The sequence below is a fragment of the Oscillibacter sp. CAG:155 genome (assembly GCA_000436875.1).
GTDB lineage: Bacteria > Bacillota > Clostridia > Oscillospirales > Oscillospiraceae > Oscillibacter.
This window is the reverse complement of sequence record FR890866.1, coordinates 6,683-28,133: the sequence shown is the minus strand read 5'-3', so window position 1 is coordinate 28,133 and position 21,451 is coordinate 6,683. Positions and strand designations below refer to the sequence as shown.

General features: G+C 60.3%; 19 protein-coding genes and 1 pseudogene. 12 read left to right on the top strand and 8 right to left on the bottom strand.

What is annotated here, in order from left to right; translation table 11 throughout:
* The 3 genes and pseudogenes from QZL67_RS03085 to QZL67_RS03075 all read right to left on the bottom strand — a co-directional run.
* Nucleotides 1-287 (bottom strand): annotated as a pseudogene (locus QZL67_RS03085) (RNA methyltransferase); the annotation flags it as partial.
* Between the two features lie 28 nt (nt 288-315).
* On the bottom strand, nt 316-984 hold the full coding sequence (locus QZL67_RS03080; protein ID WP_022289310.1) for a response regulator: 669 nt from the start codon (nt 982-984) through the stop codon (nt 316-318).
* Between the two features lie 6 nt (nt 985-990).
* Complete coding sequence (locus QZL67_RS03075; protein WP_022289309.1) at nt 991-2,607, bottom strand: sensor histidine kinase; 1,617 nt, start codon at nt 2,605-2,607, stop codon at nt 991-993.
* 206 nt (nt 2,608-2,813) lie between these two features.
* Between QZL67_RS03075 and QZL67_RS03070 the strand changes: the two genes are divergently transcribed.
* The 11 genes from QZL67_RS03070 to QZL67_RS03020 all read left to right on the top strand — a co-directional run bounded on the left by QZL67_RS03070 (nt 2,814) and on the right by QZL67_RS03020 (nt 11,446).
* The gene (locus QZL67_RS03070; protein ID WP_022289308.1) at nt 2,814-3,305 is read left to right on the top strand and encodes a hypothetical protein; all 492 of its coding nucleotides are present in this window, start codon (nt 2,814-2,816) and stop codon (nt 3,303-3,305) included.
* 94 nt (nt 3,306-3,399) lie between these two features.
* Nucleotides 3,400-4,104 (top strand): F0F1 ATP synthase subunit A, encoded by a 705-nt coding sequence (locus QZL67_RS03065; RefSeq protein WP_022289307.1) that lies wholly within the window; start codon nt 3,400-3,402, stop codon nt 4,102-4,104.
* An 18-nt stretch (nt 4,105-4,122) separates the two neighbouring features.
* On the top strand, nt 4,123-4,341 hold the full coding sequence (atpE, locus tag QZL67_RS03060) for an ATP synthase F0 subunit C (RefSeq protein ID WP_022289306.1): 219 nt from the start codon (nt 4,123-4,125) through the stop codon (nt 4,339-4,341).
* Between the two features lie 14 nt (nt 4,342-4,355).
* Complete coding sequence (gene atpF, locus QZL67_RS03055; RefSeq protein WP_022289305.1) at nt 4,356-4,844, top strand: F0F1 ATP synthase subunit B; 489 nt, start codon at nt 4,356-4,358, stop codon at nt 4,842-4,844.
* Complete coding sequence (gene atpH, locus QZL67_RS03050; RefSeq protein ID WP_022289304.1) at nt 4,841-5,365, top strand: ATP synthase F1 subunit delta; 525 nt, start codon at nt 4,841-4,843, stop codon at nt 5,363-5,365. Before atpF ends, atpH begins: the two co-directional genes overlap by 4 nt.
* Nucleotides 5,362-6,882, top strand: coding sequence for a F0F1 ATP synthase subunit alpha (atpA, locus tag QZL67_RS03045; RefSeq protein WP_022289303.1), 1,521 nt, complete (start codon nt 5,362-5,364; stop codon nt 6,880-6,882). The genes atpH and atpA overlap by 4 nt, the downstream gene beginning before the upstream one ends.
* Entirely contained in the window at nt 6,870-7,751 is an 882-nt protein-coding gene (gene atpG / locus QZL67_RS03040) for an ATP synthase F1 subunit gamma (RefSeq protein ID WP_022289302.1), read from the top strand. The genes atpA and atpG overlap by 13 nt, the downstream gene beginning before the upstream one ends.
* Nucleotides 7,752-7,853: 102 nt before the next feature.
* On the top strand, nt 7,854-9,254 hold the full coding sequence (gene atpD / locus QZL67_RS03035; protein ID WP_022289301.1) for a F0F1 ATP synthase subunit beta: 1,401 nt from the start codon (nt 7,854-7,856) through the stop codon (nt 9,252-9,254).
* Entirely contained in the window at nt 9,255-9,659 is a 405-nt protein-coding gene (atpC, locus tag QZL67_RS03030) for an ATP synthase F1 subunit epsilon (RefSeq protein WP_022289300.1), read from the top strand.
* A gap of 228 nt (nt 9,660-9,887) precedes the next feature.
* A complete protein-coding gene (locus QZL67_RS03025; RefSeq protein WP_022289299.1) occupies nt 9,888-11,003 on the top strand; it encodes a linear amide C-N hydrolase in 1,116 nt (371 codons plus the stop codon).
* A gap of 98 nt (nt 11,004-11,101) precedes the next feature.
* A complete protein-coding gene (locus QZL67_RS03020; RefSeq protein WP_022289298.1) occupies nt 11,102-11,446 on the top strand; it encodes a cupin domain-containing protein in 345 nt (114 codons plus the stop codon).
* Between the two features lie 101 nt (nt 11,447-11,547).
* Here the strand turns inward: QZL67_RS03020 and QZL67_RS03015 are convergent, their stop codons facing one another.
* Both QZL67_RS03015 and QZL67_RS03010 read right to left on the bottom strand, forming a co-directional pair.
* Nucleotides 11,548-15,051 (bottom strand): hypothetical protein, encoded by a 3,504-nt coding sequence (locus tag QZL67_RS03015; RefSeq protein WP_022289297.1) that lies wholly within the window; start codon nt 15,049-15,051, stop codon nt 11,548-11,550.
* Nucleotides 15,032-17,536, bottom strand: a complete 2,505-nt coding sequence (locus QZL67_RS03010) for an RND family transporter (RefSeq protein WP_022289296.1) — start codon at nt 17,534-17,536, stop codon at nt 15,032-15,034. The genes QZL67_RS03015 and QZL67_RS03010 overlap by 20 nt, the downstream gene beginning before the upstream one ends.
* Before the next feature lie 318 nt (nt 17,537-17,854).
* On the opposite strand from QZL67_RS03010, the gene QZL67_RS03005 reads away from it, so the two are divergent.
* Nucleotides 17,855-19,249, top strand: a complete 1,395-nt coding sequence (locus QZL67_RS03005) for an MATE family efflux transporter (protein ID WP_022289295.1) — start codon at nt 17,855-17,857, stop codon at nt 19,247-19,249.
* 62 nt (nt 19,250-19,311) lie between these two features.
* Here QZL67_RS03005 and QZL67_RS03000 read toward each other — a convergent pair whose 3' ends face one another.
* The 3 genes from QZL67_RS03000 to QZL67_RS02990 form a co-directional block, all read right to left on the bottom strand.
* The gene (locus tag QZL67_RS03000) at nt 19,312-19,617 is read right to left on the bottom strand and encodes a hypothetical protein (protein ID WP_022289294.1); all 306 of its coding nucleotides are present in this window, start codon (nt 19,615-19,617) and stop codon (nt 19,312-19,314) included.
* A 20-nt stretch (nt 19,618-19,637) separates the two neighbouring features.
* The gene (locus QZL67_RS02995) at nt 19,638-21,005 is read right to left on the bottom strand and encodes a penicillin-binding transpeptidase domain-containing protein (RefSeq protein WP_022289293.1); all 1,368 of its coding nucleotides are present in this window, start codon (nt 21,003-21,005) and stop codon (nt 19,638-19,640) included.
* On the bottom strand, nt 20,992-21,451 hold a 460-nt coding region (locus tag QZL67_RS02990; RefSeq protein WP_292919742.1), incomplete at its 5' end, for an FtsW/RodA/SpoVE family cell cycle protein. The genes QZL67_RS02995 and QZL67_RS02990, both read right to left, overlap by 14 nt.

Here is a 21,451-nt window from a genome sequence, read left to right as displayed (position 1 = left end):
AGCGGATAGCCGGTCAGCTGCGCCAGCAGCTCCCGGGAGGCGGTATAGACCGGCACATCGCAGCGGGCAAGGATATCCCTCCCCTGTCCGGCCAGCTGGCGCTGCTCCATCAAGAGGGAAACCGGCTCATATCCGGCATCCAGCGCACGCTGGATCACTTTGGGACTCTCAGCGATAAAAATCCCCTTCTCCGGTTCCAGACGATTCCGCAGCTGTGCCTCCGTCAAACGGGCAAACGGCTCCAGCTCCGGCCTGGATAAATCGGTAACTTCTATGATCGTCGCCATACCTGCCTCCTAAACAGTTTTTCCGCCCTCAGTGCAAAGCCCGATACAGCCGGCAGGGCCGTCCGCCGGTATCGTAGTTGATGGTGCTGGACGCCTCGCCCCGCTCCACTAGGTAATTCACATAGCGGCGGACTGTCACCACCGAGAGATTCGTCTGCCGAGAAAGGGTCTCGCTGTCCACCCCCTCCATGGGGGCGGAGCGCAGGCACTCCCGAATCCGCTCCAACGTGCTTGCCTGAAGTCCCTTGGGGATGCCCTGGTCCGCAGGGGCAGCGCGGGAAAACAGCCGGTCCAGCGCTCCCTGGCTCACGGCCTCCCCCGCCATCGCCGCCCGGTGGCGGCAAAAGGTCTCCAGCGCCTGCTGGAATCGGTCACAGGTAAACGGCTTGACCAGATAGTCCACCACACCCATTTTCAGCAGTGCATCCACAGTTTCCGGATCATTGGCCGCGGTGACCATGATTGCGTCCACCGGGATCTGCCGGGACCGAAGCGTTCGGAGCAGTTCAAACCCGGTGAGCAGCGGCATGTACACATCCAGGATCACCAGATCCGCCGGATTCTCCGTCAGCCACTCCAGCGCGGCCTGGCCGTTTTGAAACATCTGGACTACCTGGAAGCGGGCATCTTTTTCCGCATAGGTCCGGTCCAGCAGGGAGACCATGGGATCATCTTCTACGATCACAATACGATACATCGCGCATTACTCCTTGGAAGCCGGGTTCTCCTCCCGGCGAAAGCTGATAAAAAAGGATGTTCCGACGCCGCTTTCGGTCTCCACCCGGATCTCCCCGTGGTAGGCCTCCACCACCTCCCGGACCAGAGAAAGTCCGGTGCCCCGGCTGCGGCCCTTGGTGGATGTGCCCCGCTGGAACAGCGTCCGGCGCAGATCTGTGGGAATTCCGGGGCCGGTGTCCTCCACGCACAAAAGCAAGCTCTCCTCGCTCTCCCGGATACTGACCAGAACCTCCTTGGAGGCACGGGGAGACTGATTGAGTCCTTCAATGGCATTTTCGATCAGGTTCCCCAGAATCGTCACATAGGCGTCCGGAGGAAGCCAGACGTCCTCTCCGCTCAAAACGCTCTCCCGGTCCAGCGTCAGCTGGATTCCCAATTCATTGGCCCGGCTGGTCTTTCCCACCAGCAGCGCCGCCACCGACGGCTCGCCGATCTGGTGCATGATCCGGCTTACCGCCTCCTGCTGGACGCGGGTGGTATCCATGATGTACTGCTGGGCCTTCTCCGGCTCGCCGATCTGCAAAAGGCCCAAAATCACATGGAGCTTGTTCATGAACTCGTGGGTATAGGCCCGCATAGCGTCCACCATATGCCGTACGCCAGTCAGGTCATCGGCCAGGCGGGTCACCTCGGTGCGGTTGCGGAAAATGCTGACAGCGCCGGACAAAACGCCGTCCTCATACAGCGGAAGCCGGTCAGCCAACACCCGGATGTCCTTGAGGGAGTGCATGCTCACATTGTACTCCGACTGACCGGTTCGGAGAATCCGGTCCAGGGTGGACTGGGGATAAACTTCGTGAAGCGGCTTGCCCAAAACATCCTGCCGCTCCATGGAGAGCATCTTGGCGGCAGAGTCATTGAGGAAAATGATGTTGCCCTCCCGGTCGATGGCGAGGATGCCCTCCTCCAGGGAATCCAGGATTCCCTCCCGCTGGAGGAACTGCCGGGCAAAGGCGTCCGGCTCATACCCCAGAAGGGCCTGCTTGATGCGGCCCGAGAGCCGCATCGCCAGCACAGACCCCAGCACCGCCGCCACGAGGCCGATCCCCAGCAGGCAGACTACCGTATTCAGCGTCACCTGAGCCATACTGCGGACATAGACGCCCACGATCACCACACCGATGATCTGCCCGGTTTCATCCCGCACCGGCGCATAGGCTGAGTGGTCGGTCCCCATGGGTCCGGCCTCATTGGAGGTATAGGGCTCTGCTCCCTCCAGGGCAGAGAGCTGTGCCGTGCCGGTATACCGGTCCCCGATCATCTCCCGATTCGGCACATAGCGCAATACGTTGTCCTGGTCCGCCACCAAAATCAGATCAATATCCGATGTGCGCTCTGTGGTTTCATCCAGAAAATCCGCCAGCTTCTCCGCCGGGATCTCATCCTGCAGCGCCGCCTGCACCAGAGGCACCTGGGCCAGAATGGAGGCCGAGTTGATAAGATTGCTGTCCAAGGACTGCTGCTCCGTATGAAGCGTATAGGAAAGGGTCCCCACCATCGAAAGGGCGATGGAGACCACGACGATCACCAGACTCAGACGCATGAGCTGCGCGCGGATGGAAGATCTCTCTTTTGTGGGCATCGGGATGCGCCTCCTTTTCTTTTTAGTATAAAAAAAATCACCGGAGCTGTCAAACCGCGGGGCCCCTGTCAAAATGGAGCACATTTTGCATATTTCCTCCCGCAGATTTAGAAAAAGCCACAATTACGAAGGGAGAAACCACCGCGGTATAATTTTCAATGTTTTCATCCGGCAAAAAGCCGGGATCGCTGAAAGGAGAAAATTATATGCCGACCAACAAAAGAGAAAGTCTGATTTACACCGTTTTGATGTGCTTTGTGATGGTGCTCTGGATGAGCGTCTACAACGTGGCCATGCAGTACGGCCGTCTGAGCATAGAGGTAATCCGGGACGCATGGCTGGGATTCCCCGTGGCCTATGTGTTCGCCATGTGCTGCGACTGGTTTTTGGTCTCAGGCCTTGCCAAGGGATTTGCCTTTCGTTTTCTGGTGAAGCCGGAGGACACCCCCTTCAAGAAGGTGATCTGCATTTCCTGCTGCATGGTGGTCCCCATGGTCATCATCATGTCTCTTTACGGAGCCTGCGAGGGTGCGGTGCACACCGGTGCCTGGTCCGATGTACCCATGCGCTGGCTGATGAACATTCCCCGCAACTTTGTGATGGCGCTGCCCCTGCAGTTGCTGATTGCCGGCCCGCTGGTGCGCAAGGTGTTCCGCACCGCCTTCCCCATGGGGACCGTACTGGATCGTCCTGCATAATTTTTGGTTTCAATACTTTTTTTACTTTCAAAAGGGTTCCAAAACAGAAACCGGCGCGGTAAGATAACCAGCGCGAAAACGAGGTGATGTGTGTTTGGATGCATTTCAGGAAACCCTGGTCGACGAGCTGGGGAACAAGACCGCGTTCACCATCCCGCTGCTGGGCGGAATCCCAGTGTCGGAATCCGTGGTGGTGTCGTGGATCGTGATGGCGGTGCTGGTGATCTTGTCTCTGGTACTGACAAGGCGGCTGAGTGTCCGCAATCCAGGCAAAGTTCAGGTCGCACTGGAAAGCGGCGTGCAGTTTTTCAATGGGTTTTTAAAGGGAAATCTCGGTTCCCATTGGCGCCCCTTTGTTCCCTGGCTGGGAACGGTGGCTTTGTACATCGCGTTGTCCAATATCATCGGCATCTTTGGTCTGACGCCCCCCACCAAGGACATCAACGTCACCGCGGCGCTGGCTCTAATGAGTATGCTGCTCATTTACGGAGCGCAGTTCCGCTACAACGGCCCGCTGGGCGGATTGAAGAAGTTCGCCGAGCCCATGCCCCTGCTCATCCCCATCAACCTGATGGAAGTGGCGGTGCGGCCCCTGGCCCTGTGCATGCGGCTGTTCGGCAACATTCTTGGCGCCTTCATCATTATGGAGATGCTCAAGTTCGTGGTGCCGGCGGTGGTGCCGGCGGTATTCAGCCTGTACTTCGACCTGTTTGACGGGCTGATCCAAACTGTTGTCTTTGTATTTCTGACCACGCTGTTTACCGGCGAGGGGATCAAGGAAGAAGATTCACCCAACTGATTAAGGAGGAACTCAATTATGTCTATCGGAATCATCGCTGCGGCTCTGGCTGTGTTCACCGGCGTGGGTGCCGGTCTCGGAATCGGATTTGCCACCGGCAAGGCCAGTGAGGCCATCGCCCGTCAGCCTGAGGCTGCCGGCAAGATCAACAGTGCGCTGCTGCTGGGCTGCGCTCTGGCAGAAGGCACCGCCATCTTCGGCTTCATCACGGCCCTGCTCATCATCTTCATCGGTTAAAGGGGGTGTCCCCAATGCTGGACTTCCAAGCATCCACCATTGTGTTCACCGTCATCAACCTGGTGGTACTCTATCTGATTTTGAAAAAGCTCCTGTTCGGCCGGGTAAACGCCGTGCTGGAGGCCCGGGCGGCCCTGGTCAAGCAGGAAATCGATTCTGCGGAGGCCAGCAGCCGCCAGGCGGAGGCCTACAAGAGCGAGTATGAGTCCCGGCTCACCGATGCCCGGCAGGAGGCCGCCAAACTGGTGGCCGATGCGCAGACCAGAGCCCAGCGGGCCTACGAGGCAAAGCTGGCTGACGCCGAAACCGACGCCAAGAAGGTGCGCAGCGAAGCTGAGGCACAGATCGCGTCTGAGCGGGACGTCATGCTGCGGGGCGCCCGGAACGAAGTGGCATCCCTCGCCCTGCTGGCCGCTTCCAAGGTGGCGCAGACCTCCATGGACAGCGACGATGACCGGGCTCTCGTGGACGCCTTTTTGTCGGAAGTGGGTGAGCAGGCATGAGTGATCTTGCCAGCCGGTATGCCCAGGCGCTCTATGCGCTCTCTCCCGATGAACAGGCTCTGCGCCGCACCGCCGGCGCCATGATGGAGGACTCCGCCCTGTGGACCGTTCTCTGTTCCCCCGCCATCCGGGCGGAGGAAAAGGGCCGGGTCCTGGAGCGGCTGCCCTTCCTGGACGGCTGCGGGACACTGCTGCACTTTTACCGGCTGTTGGCGGACAAGGGACGCATGACCCTGCTGCCTGAGATTTTGGATTCTTTCCGGGATCTGGCGCTGGCACAGCGGGGCTGTGCCCGGTGCGTGCTCACCTGTGTCCGGCCTCTGGAGGCGGCGGAGCTTTCAAAGCTCCGCCTTGCCTTATGCCGGCTCCATCACAAGCAGGACATCTTGTTTGACGTCCGCATCGACCCCTCCCTTCTGGGCGGCTTTACGCTGGAACTGGAGGGCGTCACGTATGATAAAAGCGTCCGCGGGGCGCTGGCCGGTCTGAGCCGGCAACTGGAAGAGAGGCGAATGGCATGAAAGCGAATCCCGAAGAAATCGTCTCCATCCTGCGGGAGGAGATTCAGGAATATGACACCCGGGTGCAGTGCCGCGAAACCGGCACTGTGCTGGAGGTGGGCGACGGCATCGCCACCGTCTATGGTCTGGACAAGGCGGTTTACGGTGAACTGGTGGAACTGGACACCGGCGTCAAGGGCATGGTGATGAACCTGTCCCGGGACAGTGTGGGTGTCGTGCTGCTGGGCAGCGAGGCCGGCGTAAAGGAGGGCACCGTGGTGCGCCGCACCGGACGTCCTGCCGACGTGCCCGTAGGCGACGGTCTGATCGGCCGTGTGGTGAATGTGCTGGGCGAGCCCATTGACGGCCTCGGCCCCATCGAGACCACGGAGACCCGTCCCATTGAGCATGAGGCCAGCGGCGTGGTCACCCGGGAGCCGGTGAATGTTCCCCTGCAGACCGGTATCCTGGCCATCGACGCCATGGTCCCCATCGGCCGGGGCCAGCGGGAGCTGATCATCGGCGACCGCCAGACCGGCAAGACCGCCATTGCGGTGGACACGATCCTCAACCAAAAGGGACAGGATGTGATCTGCATCTATGTGGCCATCGGCCAGAAGGCATCCACTGTGGCCCGGATTCAGGACACGCTGAAAAAGCATGGCGCCATGGACTACTCCATCATCGTCTCCTCCACCGCCAGCGAGTCCGCACCTATGCAGTATATCGCCCCCTATGCCGGCGCGGCCATGGGCGAGTACTTCATGAGCAAGGGAAAAGATGTGCTGATTGTCTATGATGATCTCTCCAAGCACGCGGTGGCATACCGTACCCTCTCCCTGCTGCTCAAGCGTTCCCCCGGACGTGAGGCATACCCCGGAGACGTGTTCTATCTCCACTCCCGTCTGCTGGAGCGGGCATGCCGCCTGACCAAGGAATACGGCGGCGGCTCCATGACCGCCCTGCCTATTATCGAGACCCAGGCCGGCGACGTATCGGCCTATATCCCCACCAACGTGATTTCTATCACCGACGGTCAGATCTATCTGGAGACGGACTTGTTCTTCTCCGGCCAGCGTCCCGCCGTCAACGTGGGTCTGTCCGTCTCCCGTGTGGGCGGCGCAGCCCAGACCCGGGCCATCAAAAAGACCGCCGGTACGCTGCGGATCGACCTGGCCCGGTTCCGGGAACTGGAGGTCTTCACCCAGTTCGCCTCGGATCTGGACAGCGCCACCCAGCAGTCCCTTGATCACGGCCGGCGGCTGCTGGAACTTTTGAAGCAGCCCCTCTACCACCCCATGCCGGTGAGCCGGCAGGCCATCATTTTGTATGTGGCCACCAATGGTCTGGTGGATGATGTGCCTCTGGACAAGGTCCGGGACTTTGTACTGGACTTCGCCCAGGAGATGGAGACGGAACACGCCGACGTCACGGCGGAAATCGAGTCCACCGGCAATCTGAGCGGCCCCGCCATTGAGGTGATCCGCTCGACTCTGGAGGACGCCAAAAAGCGGGTGAGCACCACATGGCAAGCATAAAAGAGATTCGTACCCACATCAAAAGTGTGGAACAGACGCTGAAGATCACCAACGCCATGTACCTCATCTCCTCTTCCAATCTGCGCAAGGCCCGTAAGCAGCTCAACGACGTGGAGCCCTACTTCCAGAAGATCGAGGTCACCATCTCCGATATTCTGCACCACTCTCCGGAGATTCACCATTCTTTCTTCGACAAGCGCCCCGGCATCCCGCCGGAAAAGCGGAAAGTGGGCTACATCGTTGTCACCGCCGACAAGGGTCTGGCGGGCGCCTACAACCACAATATTTTGAAACTGGCAGAGGAGAAAATGTCCAAAAAGCCCAACTTCGCGCTGTTTGTGGTGGGCCAGACGGGCCGCTCCTATTTCCAGGAGCACAATATTCCCATCGACGTGGAATTTCTCTACACGGCCCAGGACCCCAACATGCACCGCGCCCGGGACATCTCTGAGCTGATGATCGATCTGTTCCTTGCCGGGCAGCTGGACGAGGTCTATATTCTCTTCACCCGGATGGTCAACTCCTTCCAGATGGAGCCCACCGTCCACAAGCTCCTCCCCCTGGACCCGGACGTCTTTCCCAAGTATGAGGCAAACCGGGACAGCTACAACCGGGACGTGACTTATGTTCCCTCGGTCCGGGCCGTTATGGACCGCCTGGTGCCCGGTTATCTCAAGGGCGACATTTTCGGTGCACTGGTGGAATCTTACTGCTGCGAGCAAAATGCCCGGATGACAGCCATGAAGTCCTCCAGCGATAACGCCCGTGCCATGCTGCAGGACCTGAACCTCTCCTACAACCGCGCCCGTCAATCCGCCATCACTCAGGAGATCACCGAGGTGGTGGGCGGCGCTCAGGCAGCGCTGTAATCCGTGCAGACAACGCACTCGGATCACATTCGATTTTCTTTCCGCCCGGCGGGGCGATGACTCTGTGGGGCAATCCATGCCCGAAAGGGGATTTTTTCAAATATGCGTGAAAATAAGGGAACCATTGTACAGGTCATGGGACCTGTTGTGGACGTTGCCTTCTCCGGCGGCGACCTTCCGGAGCTCAAAGAGGCCCTGGAGGTGGAGCTGGACGGCAAGCGTCAGGTGATGGAAGTGGCCCAGCATGTGGGCGGAGACACGGTGCGCTGCATCATGCTCTCCCCCAGCGAAGGACTGGGGCGCGGCATGTCCGTCACCGCTACCGGCGCCCCCATCTCCGTCCCTGTGGGTGATGGGGTCCTGGGCCGGATGTTCAACGTCCTGGGTGACGCCATTGACGAAAAGGGCCCGGTGAAGACCACTGAGAAGTGGTCCATCCACCGTCAGCCTCCTGCCTTTGAAAACCAGCGTCCCGTGGTGGACATCTTCGAGACCGGCATCAAGGTCATCGACCTGCTGGCCCCCTATGCCAAGGGCGGCAAGATCGGTCTCTTCGGCGGCGCCGGCGTGGGCAAGACCGTGCTGATTCAGGAACTGATCCACAACATCGCCACGGAACACGGCGGCTATTCTATCTTCACCGGCGTGGGTGAGCGTACCCGTGAGGGCAATGACCTGTGGCGCGAAATGAGCGAGTCCGGTGTCATTGACAAGACCGCCCTGGTCTTCGGCCAGATGAACGAACCCCCCGGAGCCCGGATGCGGGTAGCTCTCACGGGATTGACCATGGCCGAGTACTTCCGGGACCGGGAAAAGCAGAATGTGCTGCTGTTCATCGACAATATCTTCCGCTATGTCCAGGCCGGCTCTGAGGTCTCCGCTCTGATGGGCCGTATGCCCTCTGCCGTGGGCTATCAGCCCACCCTGGCCAACGAGATGGGCGCTTTGCAGGAGCGCATCACCTCCACCAAGGACGGGGCCATTACCTCCGTGCAGGCGGTTTATGTCCCTGCAGACGACCTGACCGACCCCGCCCCTGCCACCACCTTCGCCCACCTGGACGCTACCACCGTCCTCTCCCGTAAGATTGTGGAGCAGGGCATCTATCCCGCCGTGGACCCTCTGGAATCCACTTCCCGGATTCTGGAACCCGACGTGGTGGGCGAGCGTCACTACAAGGTCGCCCGGGGCACTCAGGAGCTGCTCCAGCGCTACCGGGAGCTGCAGGACATCATTGCCATTCTGGGCATGGAGGAGCTGAGCGAAGAGGACCGCCGCACCGTGGAACGGGCCCGCCGCATCCAGCAGTTCTTCTCCCAGCCTTTCTCTGTGGCTGAGCAGTTCACCGGTCTGGAGGGCCGCTATGTCAAGCTGGAGGACACCCTGCGTTCCTTCGAGACCATCCTGGGCGGTGAGCTGGACAAATACCCCGAGGCCGCTTTCAGCAACGTGGGCAATGTGGACGAAGTCATCGCAAAGGCGAAGAAGATGGGGGCGGTGTAAATGGCCGAGGCGCACACCTTCTATCTGGAGATCATCACCCCGGAGCGCCAATTCTACATCGGTCCCGCCGAGGCACTGATCCTTCCGGCTGTGGACGGCGAGATGGGCATTTACCCCGGCCATGAGCCGGTGGTCACTGTCATCGAGCCCGGTGAGCTTCGCTACAAGACCGAAGGCCGGTGGGAGCCCGCCGCGGTGGGTTCCGGCTTTGCCGAGATCAAGCCGGACTATGTGATCCTTCTGGTGGGCTTTGCCGAGCATCCGGAGGAGATTGACCGCAAGCGGGCAGAGGCCGCCAAGAAGCGGGCGGAGGAATGTCTGCGGCAAAAGCAGAGCATTCACGAGTATTACCACTCCAAAGCCGCCCTGGCCCGAGCCATGGCCCGTCTTAAAACTCGGCGCTGATGCGCCCCGTGAAGCCGTGTACGCGGTCCCCTCTCTCTTCCGCTGCGCTTCTCACCGGGTATGGAAAAGCAGACACGCAAACGTGTCTGCTTTTCTTTTTGTCTGTCCCCAGACCTTTCCGGCGCGGACAGGTACCGGTTTCGCCTGCCTCAGAATGGGGCCGGATAAAACCGGGTGTTTTTGGAAATCCTTGGAGAATAAATATTGACTGGTAAGGAGGCCAAGACCATGATTCACCCCGCACCGTCCCTCTCCGGACTAGACGCCGGATGCAGCGCAATGAGCTGGGAAACCGCTGATCAGCGCCACCTCTGGGGCCGGAATTTTGACTTCAACACGCTGGCATCGGACAGCCGTGTCACCTACCTCCCCCGGGGAACCTGCTACGCCGTCTGTGATCGCACGCCGCAAAACCGGTTCCGGTCTGCCTATGCCGCCGTGGGGACCGGGCTGCTGTCCGTCTCCCTCTCGCCGCTGCTCTATGAGGGGATCAACGACCAGGGACTGATGGGCGGCCAGCTCTATTATCGGGAGCTGGCCTGCTATGAAGGCTTCCCCCGTCCCGGGACCACGCCGCTCCAGCCGCCGGTCCTGGTCTATCATCTGCTGGCCCAGTGCGCCACCGTGGCAGAGGTGGTCCATGCCCTCCGGGAGGAGATCACGCTGCTGGACACCCCGTTGCTGGGCACTGTCCCGCCGCTGCACTGGTCGTTCAGCGACCGCACCGGTGAGGCCATCGTGGTGGAACCGGACCGGGACGGCCTCCACATCTACCGCGATACGTTGGGAGTAATGACCAACAGTCCCGACTATCCCTGGCACCGGACCAACCTTCTCAACTATGCCGGCATCCGGGACCTGGACCACGGCGCCGTGGAGCTTGCAGGCCACCGGCAGGAGCCCTGCTTCTCCGGCAGCGGCGCTCAGGGCCTTCCGGGAGACTGGTCCTCCCCTTCCCGCTTTGTCCGTCTGGCTTTTTTGAAAGCCTATGGGGTGAAGGGACAGACCGAGGCGGCCGGTGTCAATGCCATGTTCCGCCTTCTGGAAAGCACCGCCTTCCCGCTGGGGATGGTACGCATTCCCGCGCCGGAGTCCCCCGGCAAGCTGGACGGAGATGTCCTCCCCTATGACTATACCGTCTACACCGCTGTTGCCTGCGCCGAATCCCTACGCTTTTACTGGACCACCTACGAAAATTCCCGGGTACAGTTCGTGGATCTCTCCACGCTGTGCCATCAGCCCCGTCCGCTGCAGTTTGAACTGGGCCGCTGGCCGGACTTCCGGGAGCTGATCTCTCCGTCTCAACATTCGGCGCATCCCATTCGTTCCGCCGTTTCGTTGTGATTCCAACAGACAGGGACCTCTCTCTGTGATAAGCTGATCACATCCTATAAAATCCGGGACGGTTCTGCGCCCGGTTTCCCAAAAAAGGAGGAATTCCAATGGTTGCCTTAAAAAATATCCAGCCGGAACAGGTGCTCTCTTTGGCAGGACAAGTAACGGCCCAGCCTGGACAGATTGTAAGCCGGACGCTAGTCCAGACATCGGCGGTCAGCCTGACGCTCTTCGCCTTTTCCAAAGGCGAGGAGATCAGCACCCACGAATCTCAGGGAGATGCCCTGGTCCAGGTCCTGGAGGGCGTCGGCCGCTTTACGGTGGATGGTACGGATTACGTATGCCGGGCAGGCGAGTCGTTGGTCATGCCGGCTCAAAAGCCCCATGCGGTCTATGGCGAGGAGGCCTTTAAAATGCTGCTGACGGTGGTCTTTCCCCCAGAGGCACAGTAAGTTCCCGGGCCGTACGCCGCCTGGTGCGCCTTCCCCGCGCTCTCTTCCAGACAGAAAAACAAGCCCCCGTCTGCCGCACACGGCAAACGGGGGCCTTTTCCTTATTTTCCGCCCGAATTCTCTTCCGTCTGGGGCGGCTGTTCTGCCTGTTTTGACACCGCAAACTTCTTCTGCCGTTTGCGGCGCACCACCAGAATGATTGCCAGTACCGCCAGCAGCACGGCAGCCGTTGCCAGCAGCAAAACCGCACCGCTGTGCCGGCTGGAGCTGACGCAAAATGTCCCGGAGGTTCCCTCCATATCCAGCAGCAGATAATGGCCGTTCTGCTTTGTGTCTACCTTATGCCAGGCACCGTCCCTGTACTGCCAGACACTGGCGCGGCCCCCGCCGCTGCTGAGCAGCCGCAGCGACACCGTGTCCTGTTCCGTCAGGTCCGTGCCGGTCAAAGAGAGCTCCCACACCCGGACCGTGTCTTTGTCCTGTGCCTCCTGGGGAGGCGCTTGGTCACTCTGCCGCACGGTAAGGGCAGCATCCTGGGTAAACTGGCCGTCCGCCATGGCAAGCGCCAGCTTTCCCTCCTGCTGGGGACTGGCCACCACGGTGACCCAGGGGGTGTAGACTGCCTCCAGCGTAATGTCCGATGCAAGGCCCGAGGTATCGAACTCCGGCCAGGCACCGTAGCAGCCCTCCTGTTCCGGCACCTCCGGCAGCTCCACCAGCCGCAGATCCTCTCCATACTGGAAGGGAATCTGAGCAACCACATCCTCTCCGGCTTTGAGCGTCAGGGTAAAGGAGATGAATTCCGTGGGAATCCCCTGTTCCTGGCGAAGGGCCGCAAACTCCACCGGCTCTGCTTTTCCGGCGTAACTGACCCCGTCAATGGCCGCCAGCCCCGTATCCACAAAGCGGTTGCCCTGGACGCTTCCTTTTTCCAGATCAGTGTCACCTGCCACCGCGCCCAGATACTCTGTGCCTTCTTCCACCGTGGCAATGGCGCAGTTGTTTAGCAGACGGTCTCCCCAGCCGGCAATGCCGCCCACATAATCCCCGCCGGAGAGTGCGCATTTTGCGCAGCTGTCCCGTACGGAGGCATCCGCCCAGCCGGCGATGCCGCCCACATAATTGCCGTCCGTGCTGGTCACCGGACCGTAATTCTGGCCGGAGACCACCGTGCCCAGATCCATGCGGCCCACAAGGCCGCCGGCGCAGTCCTTTTTCGCCGTGACAGTGCCGCGGTTCACGGAATCCTCCAGCACCGCCTTGGTCTCATAGCTGCTGCCAAAGGACAGATCGTCCGCAAGGTCGTCCTCCGGGTCCAGGTCGAACTCGATGGCCATGGCTCCGGCAATACCGCCCACGTTCCGGTCTCCTTCCACAGAGCCGGTATTCTGGCACTGTGTCACCTTCCCCTGCCGTGTGGCGGCGATGTCCTCTTCCGAGGTGTCCTCAATGTAATCCTCCAGTGACTTATCCGTGCCGTCTTGCAGGTCGGTCAGCGCGTCCAGCAAAACATCAAACACCGTCTGAAACTGGCTGCTGATGCTGCGCAGATCCGCCGTCAGCGTGTCCCCGGCAGTGTCCATCGCGGTGTGCAGCGCCTCCATCTCCGAAGAGATCTCCCCCAGGGAGTCAAAGAGGCCGTCTCCTGCGGTGCGGACATCCTCTCCCAGAACGGGAAATTCCACCGGCCCGTCCTCGGCCAGCTCCGTCACTGCGTCGCCCATGGTCCGGAAGGCGCTGCTGAGCTTGCGGCCGATCCCCTCGCCGGTATCCATCACATCTGAGAGCGCATCCACCACATCCCGCAGGTCCCCGGTCATGGCATGGCTATCGGAAACGGCAGTCTGTAATGCCTTGACCGCATTTTCAAAGTGGCCTGACGCCTGATACAGCGCCTGCCCCATGGCCTCCAGCGCAGCTTTGAGCGTATCCCAGTCCACTTCAGACGCCGGTACATCCTGGGAAACGTCTCCCAAGTCTTCTCCCGCCTCCGTCAGGGCGTCGGAGAGAGTGTTCAGGGCCGTCAGCGTCTCCTGGCCGCCCGGCAGATCCGGTTGGCCTGCCAGGGCATCCCCCAGCAGTCCCACCGCATCGCCGGTGCCTTCCACGGCCTGGCTCAAGCGGCTCATTTCCTTGAAGAGATCTGCAAGAGCCGTCTCTATGTCCGACGGGCGGTCGTTCACCACACCCTGCAGCAGGGTATCCAATGCCTCCCGCAGTGCCTGGGCCGCCCGGGCCATATCCGCCGCAGACGCTCGCAGAGCCTCCACCGCAGTTTTCACGTCCACCCGGATGTTCTCTCCATCCTCCAAGGTGTCCGTCAGCTTCTCCAGCGTCTCCTCCAGATCTCCGGACATCTCCTCCAGCTTGTCGGAGGCCGCCGCCAGATCATCCAGCGCAGGCGCCACCTGATCCAGCGCATTTGTGACACTGGCACTCAGGGAGTTCAGGGAGTCCATACCATCGTCGATGAAATCCGCAGACAGATCCGCCAGAGTCTTGGTGTGGTCCCGGGCTTCGTCCGTATAATCTCCGATGGCGGTGAGGTGAGCGGAGACGGAATCCGAGCTGCTTTGGGCATCATCAATGGCCTGCTGGATCAGCCCATCCAGTGTATCCAGCTCCGCCCGCAGCCGTTCCAGCGTATCGCTGCCGGGGTTGACCGCCAGGTCCGGCTCCGCCTGGCCCACGATGCCGCCCACGTCCTTCCTTCCCAGGACAGAGCCTTTGTTGACGCAGCCCGCCAAATATCCGGTCTGGCGGCCTGCGATACCGCCCACGTTATAGCCCACATGCGGATAACCCACGGTTCCGGAATTGGTGCAGCTCTGGATCACACCGCTGGAATACCCGGCTATACCGCCGGTGTCGGTGCAGCTATCCAGCAGAGACTCGGCCTCATCGGAATCCGTGCCTGTCAGAGTGGACTCCAGATCCAAATCTGCCAGATCCTCCACGCTGGGCACAGAGCTCCCCTCTTCGCTGGTATTCACGCTGGCGCTGCTGCTGCACTTGAGCAGTACACCCAGATTCCGCCCGGTCACGCCGCCGGTAGAGCTCTCCCCCTGGATGATTCCGTAGACGGAGCAGTCTGCGATCTGGCCGCTTTCCTTGTTGCGGCCGGCAATCCCGCCCACTGCGGTCTTGCCGGACACGGAGCCGCTGAAGCTGCAGCCCCGGATGATACCGGCGTTGACACCGGCGATGCCGCCCACGCTGGTCTGACTCCCGCTGGGTGCCACCGTACCGGAGACCGTCAGATTCTCCACCACGCCGCCGGACTGGATCGTGCGGAAAAGGCCCTGTTTGGAGCCGCTGCCCGTAAGGGACAAGCCGGAAATGGTGTGTCCCTGGCCATCAAACGTGCCGCCGAATGTGGGGATCGGCGTAAAGGCAGTGCCTGCCAGATCCAGGTCCGCCTCCAGACGGACCGTTTTTCCCTGGGACCAAGTGTCCAGGGAACACCGCTGCGCCAGCTCCAGCAGATCCGCCACCGTGGTGATCGTGATCTCCCCCTCCTGGGCCGCAGCAGCAGGCTGCGCCAGGGAGATGAGCAGGCAGATCGCCGCCAGCAGCGGCAGCAGCTTAATGCGCGTCTTTCTCATCCGATCCTCCTTTCTCCGCTTCTTCCTCTCCGCCGGATGGCAACTGCCGTGGCGGCTCTTCCGGCTGTACAGCACCTGCGTCCACCACTGCGTGGATGGTACCATGGAGCGTACCTTTCAAATCTGCGTCCACCATGCCGGACACATAACCCCGGACATGCCCGTCCACCCGTACGCTGCCGGTGCGGGACTGAACGGCCCCCCGGTACTTGAGGGTAAACGCGGTCTTTTCGATAATGGTATCTCCCAGCAGCAAAATCTGAGGCAGCACCGCCATCACCAGGAAAATGGAGATCACCGTGCCCCGTCCCAGGCAGATGCCAATGGAAGAAATAGAGGGCGCAGAGGACAAAAAGCCGATTAGAATTCCGGCGGTGGCCAGGATCGTGCCGGAGGTGACAATGGTGGGAAATGCCTGGTTCAGCGCCTCCACCACCGCCTCATGGAGCGGCATCTGCTTTTTCAGCTCCGTATAGCGGTTGGTGATCACAATCGCATAATCGATGTTGGCACCCATCTGGATGGAGCTGACGATCAGATAGCTGAGGAAGAACAGGTTCGAGTCCATCAGATAGGGGAAGGAGAAGTTGATCCACACACTGCCCTGAATCACCAAAATCAGCAAAATAGGCAGTCCTGCCGACTGGAAGGTGAACACCAGCACCAAAATCACGAAGACCACCGTGAGAATGCTGATGAGGATGTTGTCCTGAACAAAGGAGTCCGACAGATCCCGGTCGCTGGTAGAGTTGCCCACCAGCAGCACCCCTTCAGGATAGTACTTCTCCGCCGTCTGATGCAGGGTATCCAGGAAATCAAAGGTCTCCTGACTCTCCTCGGGCAGCGCCAGCTCCAATACCATACGGCTGTAATGTTCACCCTTGAGCTGTTTCTGTGCGTCCACCAGCTGGGTATGCAGGTCCTCGATGTCCGCTGTCATTTCCTCGTCCAGCGTCACATATCCCTCCTGCATCTGGTCGTAGACGAAGAGGAACATATCCATCAGCGGCACGCTGTACTGGTCAATGCCGCCCACCAGCTTTCCGTAGCTCTCCTGGTCCACAGCATAGGCGGAGTACAACAGCCGGGCCACTTCAATGTCCAGATCCGTCATCTCCGCAAACTGGCGGGGCGTGAGCTTGTCGGTAAGCACATAGCCGTCCATGGCCTCCACATTGGCAAGGCCCAGCACCGACTCCACTTCCGGCATGTCCTCCAGCTCCTGCAGCAGCTGGCCTTCCTTGCCGTAGTCCCCGGCAGGCACCAGTACGGCCAGCGTGTTGACCGGCCCGAAAGTCTCATCCACCTTTTCCTGGGCGATCTGGGATTCATTTTGCGTATAGGTGTGCAGCGTGCTCTCCCCATAAACATAGGGACACTGATTGGAAAAGCAGAAGCCCAGCACCAGCAGGATCGCAAAGGCAGGCGGCAGTACATAGCGGGTCTTGATTACCAGTTTTCCCCAGGCATTGATCTGGGGCACGAAGTTGCGGTGATGGGTCCGGTCGATGAGGCGGCTGCAGGACATCAAAAGCCCCGGCATCAGCGTAAAGACACTGAGCATACTCATCAAAATGGCTTTCATCAGCACGATGCCCAGGTCATATCCGATACGAAAATGCATGAAGCACATGGCCCCCAAGCCGGAGAGTGTGGTCATGGAACTTCCGGAAATCTCCGGAATGGCCTTGCTCAGCGCCGCGATCACCGCCTCCCGGGCCTCCAGGTGCTCCCGCTCCTCCGTGTAGCGGTGGCAGAGAATGATGGCGTAGTCGATGGCCAGCGCCAGCTGCAGCACTACAGCCACAGAATTGGAAATAAAGGAGATGGGGTTGAAGAGAAAATTGGTCCCCATGTTCAAAAGCGCCGCCATGCCGAAGGTCACCAGCAGCACCGGCACTTCCATGTAGGTCTGGGAGGTAAAGAGCAGCACCACCACGATGATGACCACGGCCACCAGCATGACGATCTGCATCTCGTCGGCAATGGTCTCCGACTCCGAGGAGCCGGTGTCTCCCGTGATGTATGCGTCGTAGCCATCCAGCGTTTCCCGCACCCGTTCCAGGGCATCCAGGCTCACCTGATCCTCTGACGAGCCGTCATAGGTGACGGTAAACAGCGCCGCGCCGTTTTGATAGTGGTCCTCTGTGTCGTCAAATTCCACGGACTTGACGCCATCCAGCGTCTCCAGTTGCTCCGAGAGCTGTTCCGCCCGGGCATAGTCGATGTTGTCCACCATGATCCGGTTGGTGCCGAAGGTGGTAAATTCCGCCTCCATGGTATCCAACCCCCGGCGGGTCTCCGTGGTGTCCGGCAGATAGCTGGTCAGATCGTCGTTGACCTCGATCCAGCCGTTTGCTACCACGCAGAAAATCGCCAGCCCGATATAGAGCAGATAAAAAGCCTTTCGCTTGTCAACGATGAACGCAGCCGCCTGTTCCAGGGGACTTTGCTTTTTCTCCCGTTCTTCCGCTTCCCTGCGCACATCTCCACCTCCTTGCTTGCCGCCGCTTTCCGCGGCTGTCTTCCCACGCGTGAGTCCCGGGGACACCCCTTGTAAACTCCGACGTCAGAAGCGCACAGTTTCATAGAGTATTAGTTTAGCAAACCTTTTGTCGCCATAACACTGACAATTTGACCTCTGTGTATAAATGACGCTTAAATTTTTGTAAATTTTTTCTGTTGTTTTGTGTAAAGAGCCTGTTAAAATCAGTGGAAAAACGGAAGAGGCCGTGTTACCATAGGACGTGCCCAACGATGTCTGTCAACAGCAGACAAATTCAGGTCCAACGGAGGGGTTTTCATGGCGCACAATCCGCGCAAAAGCTACGAAATCGATATGATCCACGGTCCCATCCTGCCAAGGCTGCTGCAGTTTGCGGTTCCTTTGATGTGTTCCAGTGTCTTACAGCTTCTGTTCAACGCGGCGGACATCGTGGTGGTAGGCCGCTGGGCAGGAGACAACTCCCTGGCGGCCGTGGGGTCCAACTCAGCCCTCATCGGTCTTTTGACCAACCTCTTCATCGGCCTCGCCGTCGGCTCCAACACGCTGGCGGCCAAATTTTACGGTGCCGGCGACGCAAAGGAGCTTCACAGGACTGTTCACACCTCCATGCTGCTGAGCGTGATCAGCGGATTGCTGCTGACTGTGGTGGGTGTCTTCGGCGCCCGGACCATTCTCATCTGGATGCAGACTCCGGACAACGTGCTGGACCTTGCCGCGCTGTATCTTCGGATCTACTTTCTGGGCATGACCCCCACCATGGTCTATAACTTCGGCGCCGCGTTGCTGCGGGCCCAGGGCGATACCCGGCGGCCTCTGTATTTTCTCTCTCTGGCCGGCGTCGTCAATATTATTCTGAACCTCTTCTTCGTGATCGTCATGAAGCTGGACGTGGCGGGTGTGGCCATCGCCACAGTCATCTCCCAGTGCATCTCCGCCTCTCTGGTGGTCCTGTGCATGGTGCGGGACTCCGGACCGCTGCACCTGGACCTGCGGGCGCTGCGCATCCATGGCAAGACCCTGCGGCAGATTTTGCGGATCGGCCTGCCGGCGGGCTTTCAAGGGATTTTGTTCTCCCTTTCCAACGTGGTGATCCAGTCCTCCGTCAACACCTTCGGGGAGGTGGTGATGGCCGGAAACTCCGCCGCCGCCAACATTGAGCAGTTCGTCTACGTCTCCATGAACGCCCTTTATCAGGCCACCATCTCCTTTGTCAGCCAGAACCTGGGTGCAGGCAATTACCGCCGGATCAAGGAGACCGTGATCCGGGCTCAGCTGTGCGTGCTGGTGGTGGGGCTGGTGCTGGGCAACGCCGCCACCTTTGCCGGAAAGCCGCTGCTGGGCATCTACACCACCAGTCCCGCCGTGATCGAAGCAGGCCTGGTTCGGCTGGGCATCGTCTGCCGGACTTATGCCATCTGCGGCATGATGGATGTCATGGTGGGCGGCCTGCGGGGCATCGGCTACTCGGTGATGCCCATGATCGTCTCGCTGATCGGCGCCTGCGGCCTTCGCCTTTTGTGGATTGCCACGCTCTTCCAGCTCCCCCAGTTCCACACGATGACCATGCTCTACGTCTCCTACCCCGTCTCCTGGGTCATTACCTTCTCCGTACATGTTTTGTGCTTTGTGTGGGCCATGCGGCGGCTGCGGCAGCAGTTGGAAGATCCCGCCCTCGCCCAGGCGGCTGTCTGACGTCCCAATGCAAAAAAGAGGACCGCACCATATGGTGCGGTCCTCTTTTTTCATCCCTGTACTCACTGCAGTCCCAGCCAAAGCCGGATGGTCAGCACTGCGCAGCCCACCAGCAAAATGGTCAGTGCCGTCTGTCCCCAGAGAAGATTGTAGCTCACAGCTTTCTTGTCCCGCTTTCTCCCCTCTGCCACCGAGACCAGCACATACAGCGCCGCAATGCCGAAGGCGATGGCCAAAATGCCCGCCAGTACATCCAGCTCCAGTGCCGACGCGGCCACGTACAGCAAAAAGCCGATGCCGGAGACAATGGCGCCATTGTTCATCTGCTTGACCGTCTGGAGCAAAAAGCCCCGCTTGTTATCCTTCATTGTTTCGACTCTCTTTCGTATCAGTATCCGTTCACCATCACGTCCAGCACCTTGGAAGCCACAGTGCCGGCCACAGAACTGCCGCCGCCGCCGTTTTCCACCAGCACTACGAACGCGTAGGGCGTGTCCTCATTGCGCAGGAACCCGGCAAACCAGGCATGGGGCGTCTGGCCCTCCCCCACCTCAGCAGTGCCGGACTTGGCGCAGATGTCCATATTGGGGAACCGGGAGGCGCCGTAGGTCTGCTCCACATTGTTCGCCATCATATCCGCCAGGCGCTGGGCCGTATCGGCGCTGAGCAGGCTGCCCGTCTTTTTGGTGAGATGGGGCAGCGACGGAATGCCCAGAGAGCTGACCGTCTTTTCGATCAGATAGGGCTGTGCCGCCTTTCCCCCGTTGGCGATGGCGCCCATATACACCATCAGCGACGCCGGGTTCACCTGGTCCTGTCCCTGGCCGACGCCGGACCACCCCAGTTCTCCGTCACTGATGTCCTGGAACTGGAAGGTCCCCTTGGCTGTGGGAAGACCGTTGATGGAATAGCTGTCCATCAGCCCCGCCTTCTGCGTGTACTCCTCCAGCACGTCTCCGCCCAGTTCCTGGGCGATCAGGGCAAAGGCCACGTTGCAGGAATTGGCAAAGGCATCTCCGATATTCTGCTCACCGTGGGTACCGGAACAGACGATGGTCTCCCCGTCGATTTCCACGCTGCCGTTGCACGTCCAGGTGCGGCTCTCCAGATCCGGGATCTGTTCCAGTGCCGCCGCCAATGTCACGGTTTTGAACACAGACCCGGGTGTGAACGTGGAGGAGAGGAACCGGTTGATGTACGCGCCCTTGTAGCGGTCGTTGGTCTCAATGTCCGAGGGCACGTTCAGCGGATCATAACTGGGGGCGGAGACCATGCACAAAATCTCCCCCGTCTTGTAGTTGTAAACGGCCACCGTACCGGCGTGGCCCCCCAGTGCCTGATAGGCCTCGTAGTTGTACCGGGCGTCAATGGTCAGGTAGAGATCATTCCCCTGTTGAGCGCCGAAGGCCCCGTTGAGCAGGTTATACCCGCTGAGCCGGTCGGCAAATGCATTCAGAGCCCCGGTGCCGATGTTTCCCTGCAGATCTCCCACCGCGTGCAGCGTGGCCCGGCGGACGCCGGCGTCGTCATAATAGGTCCGCTCCCCGTTTTCCACCGTGGAAAGCACGTCCCCGTCCCGGTCCAGCACCGTGCCGCAGGCCAGAACGCCGGAGCTGTTGTAGAGATGGCGGTTGAACGCCGAGGAAACCCAGCTGCCGCCATCCAGCAGGTACTTGCCCAGAAAGACACACAGTCCCGCAGCCAGCAGCACAGCCAGTATACAGCACACCAGTGCCCGCCGCTCAATCTTCTTCATGATCCGCCTCCTCTTCCTGCCCAAAGGGATCATCAATGGGTTCCGCCCGCCGGCGAGCCTCCGCCGTGATTTGCCGCTGCGGCCCCCGCCGGATGGCAAAGCTGGCGTTCTCCCGGGTATCCGTGGCCTTCAGGTAGGCCAGAAGTCCCCAGGCGGACATCATGGCAGAACCGCCGTTGGAGACAAAGGGAAATGTGACGCCGGTCAGCGGCAGCAGATCCACAGAGCCGAACACATTCAAACACGTCTGGAACACCAGCAATGAACCGGCGGCACAGGCCGCGATGGTATAGAAGCTGGACCGACCCACCCGGATGGTCCGGACGGCGAAAAATGCCAGAGCGATGATGGCGCCCACCGCCATCACGGCGATCAGCAGCCCCCACTCCTCACAGATCATTCCGAACACCAGGTCCGTATCCGCTGCGGCCACGTTGTGGAGCCCG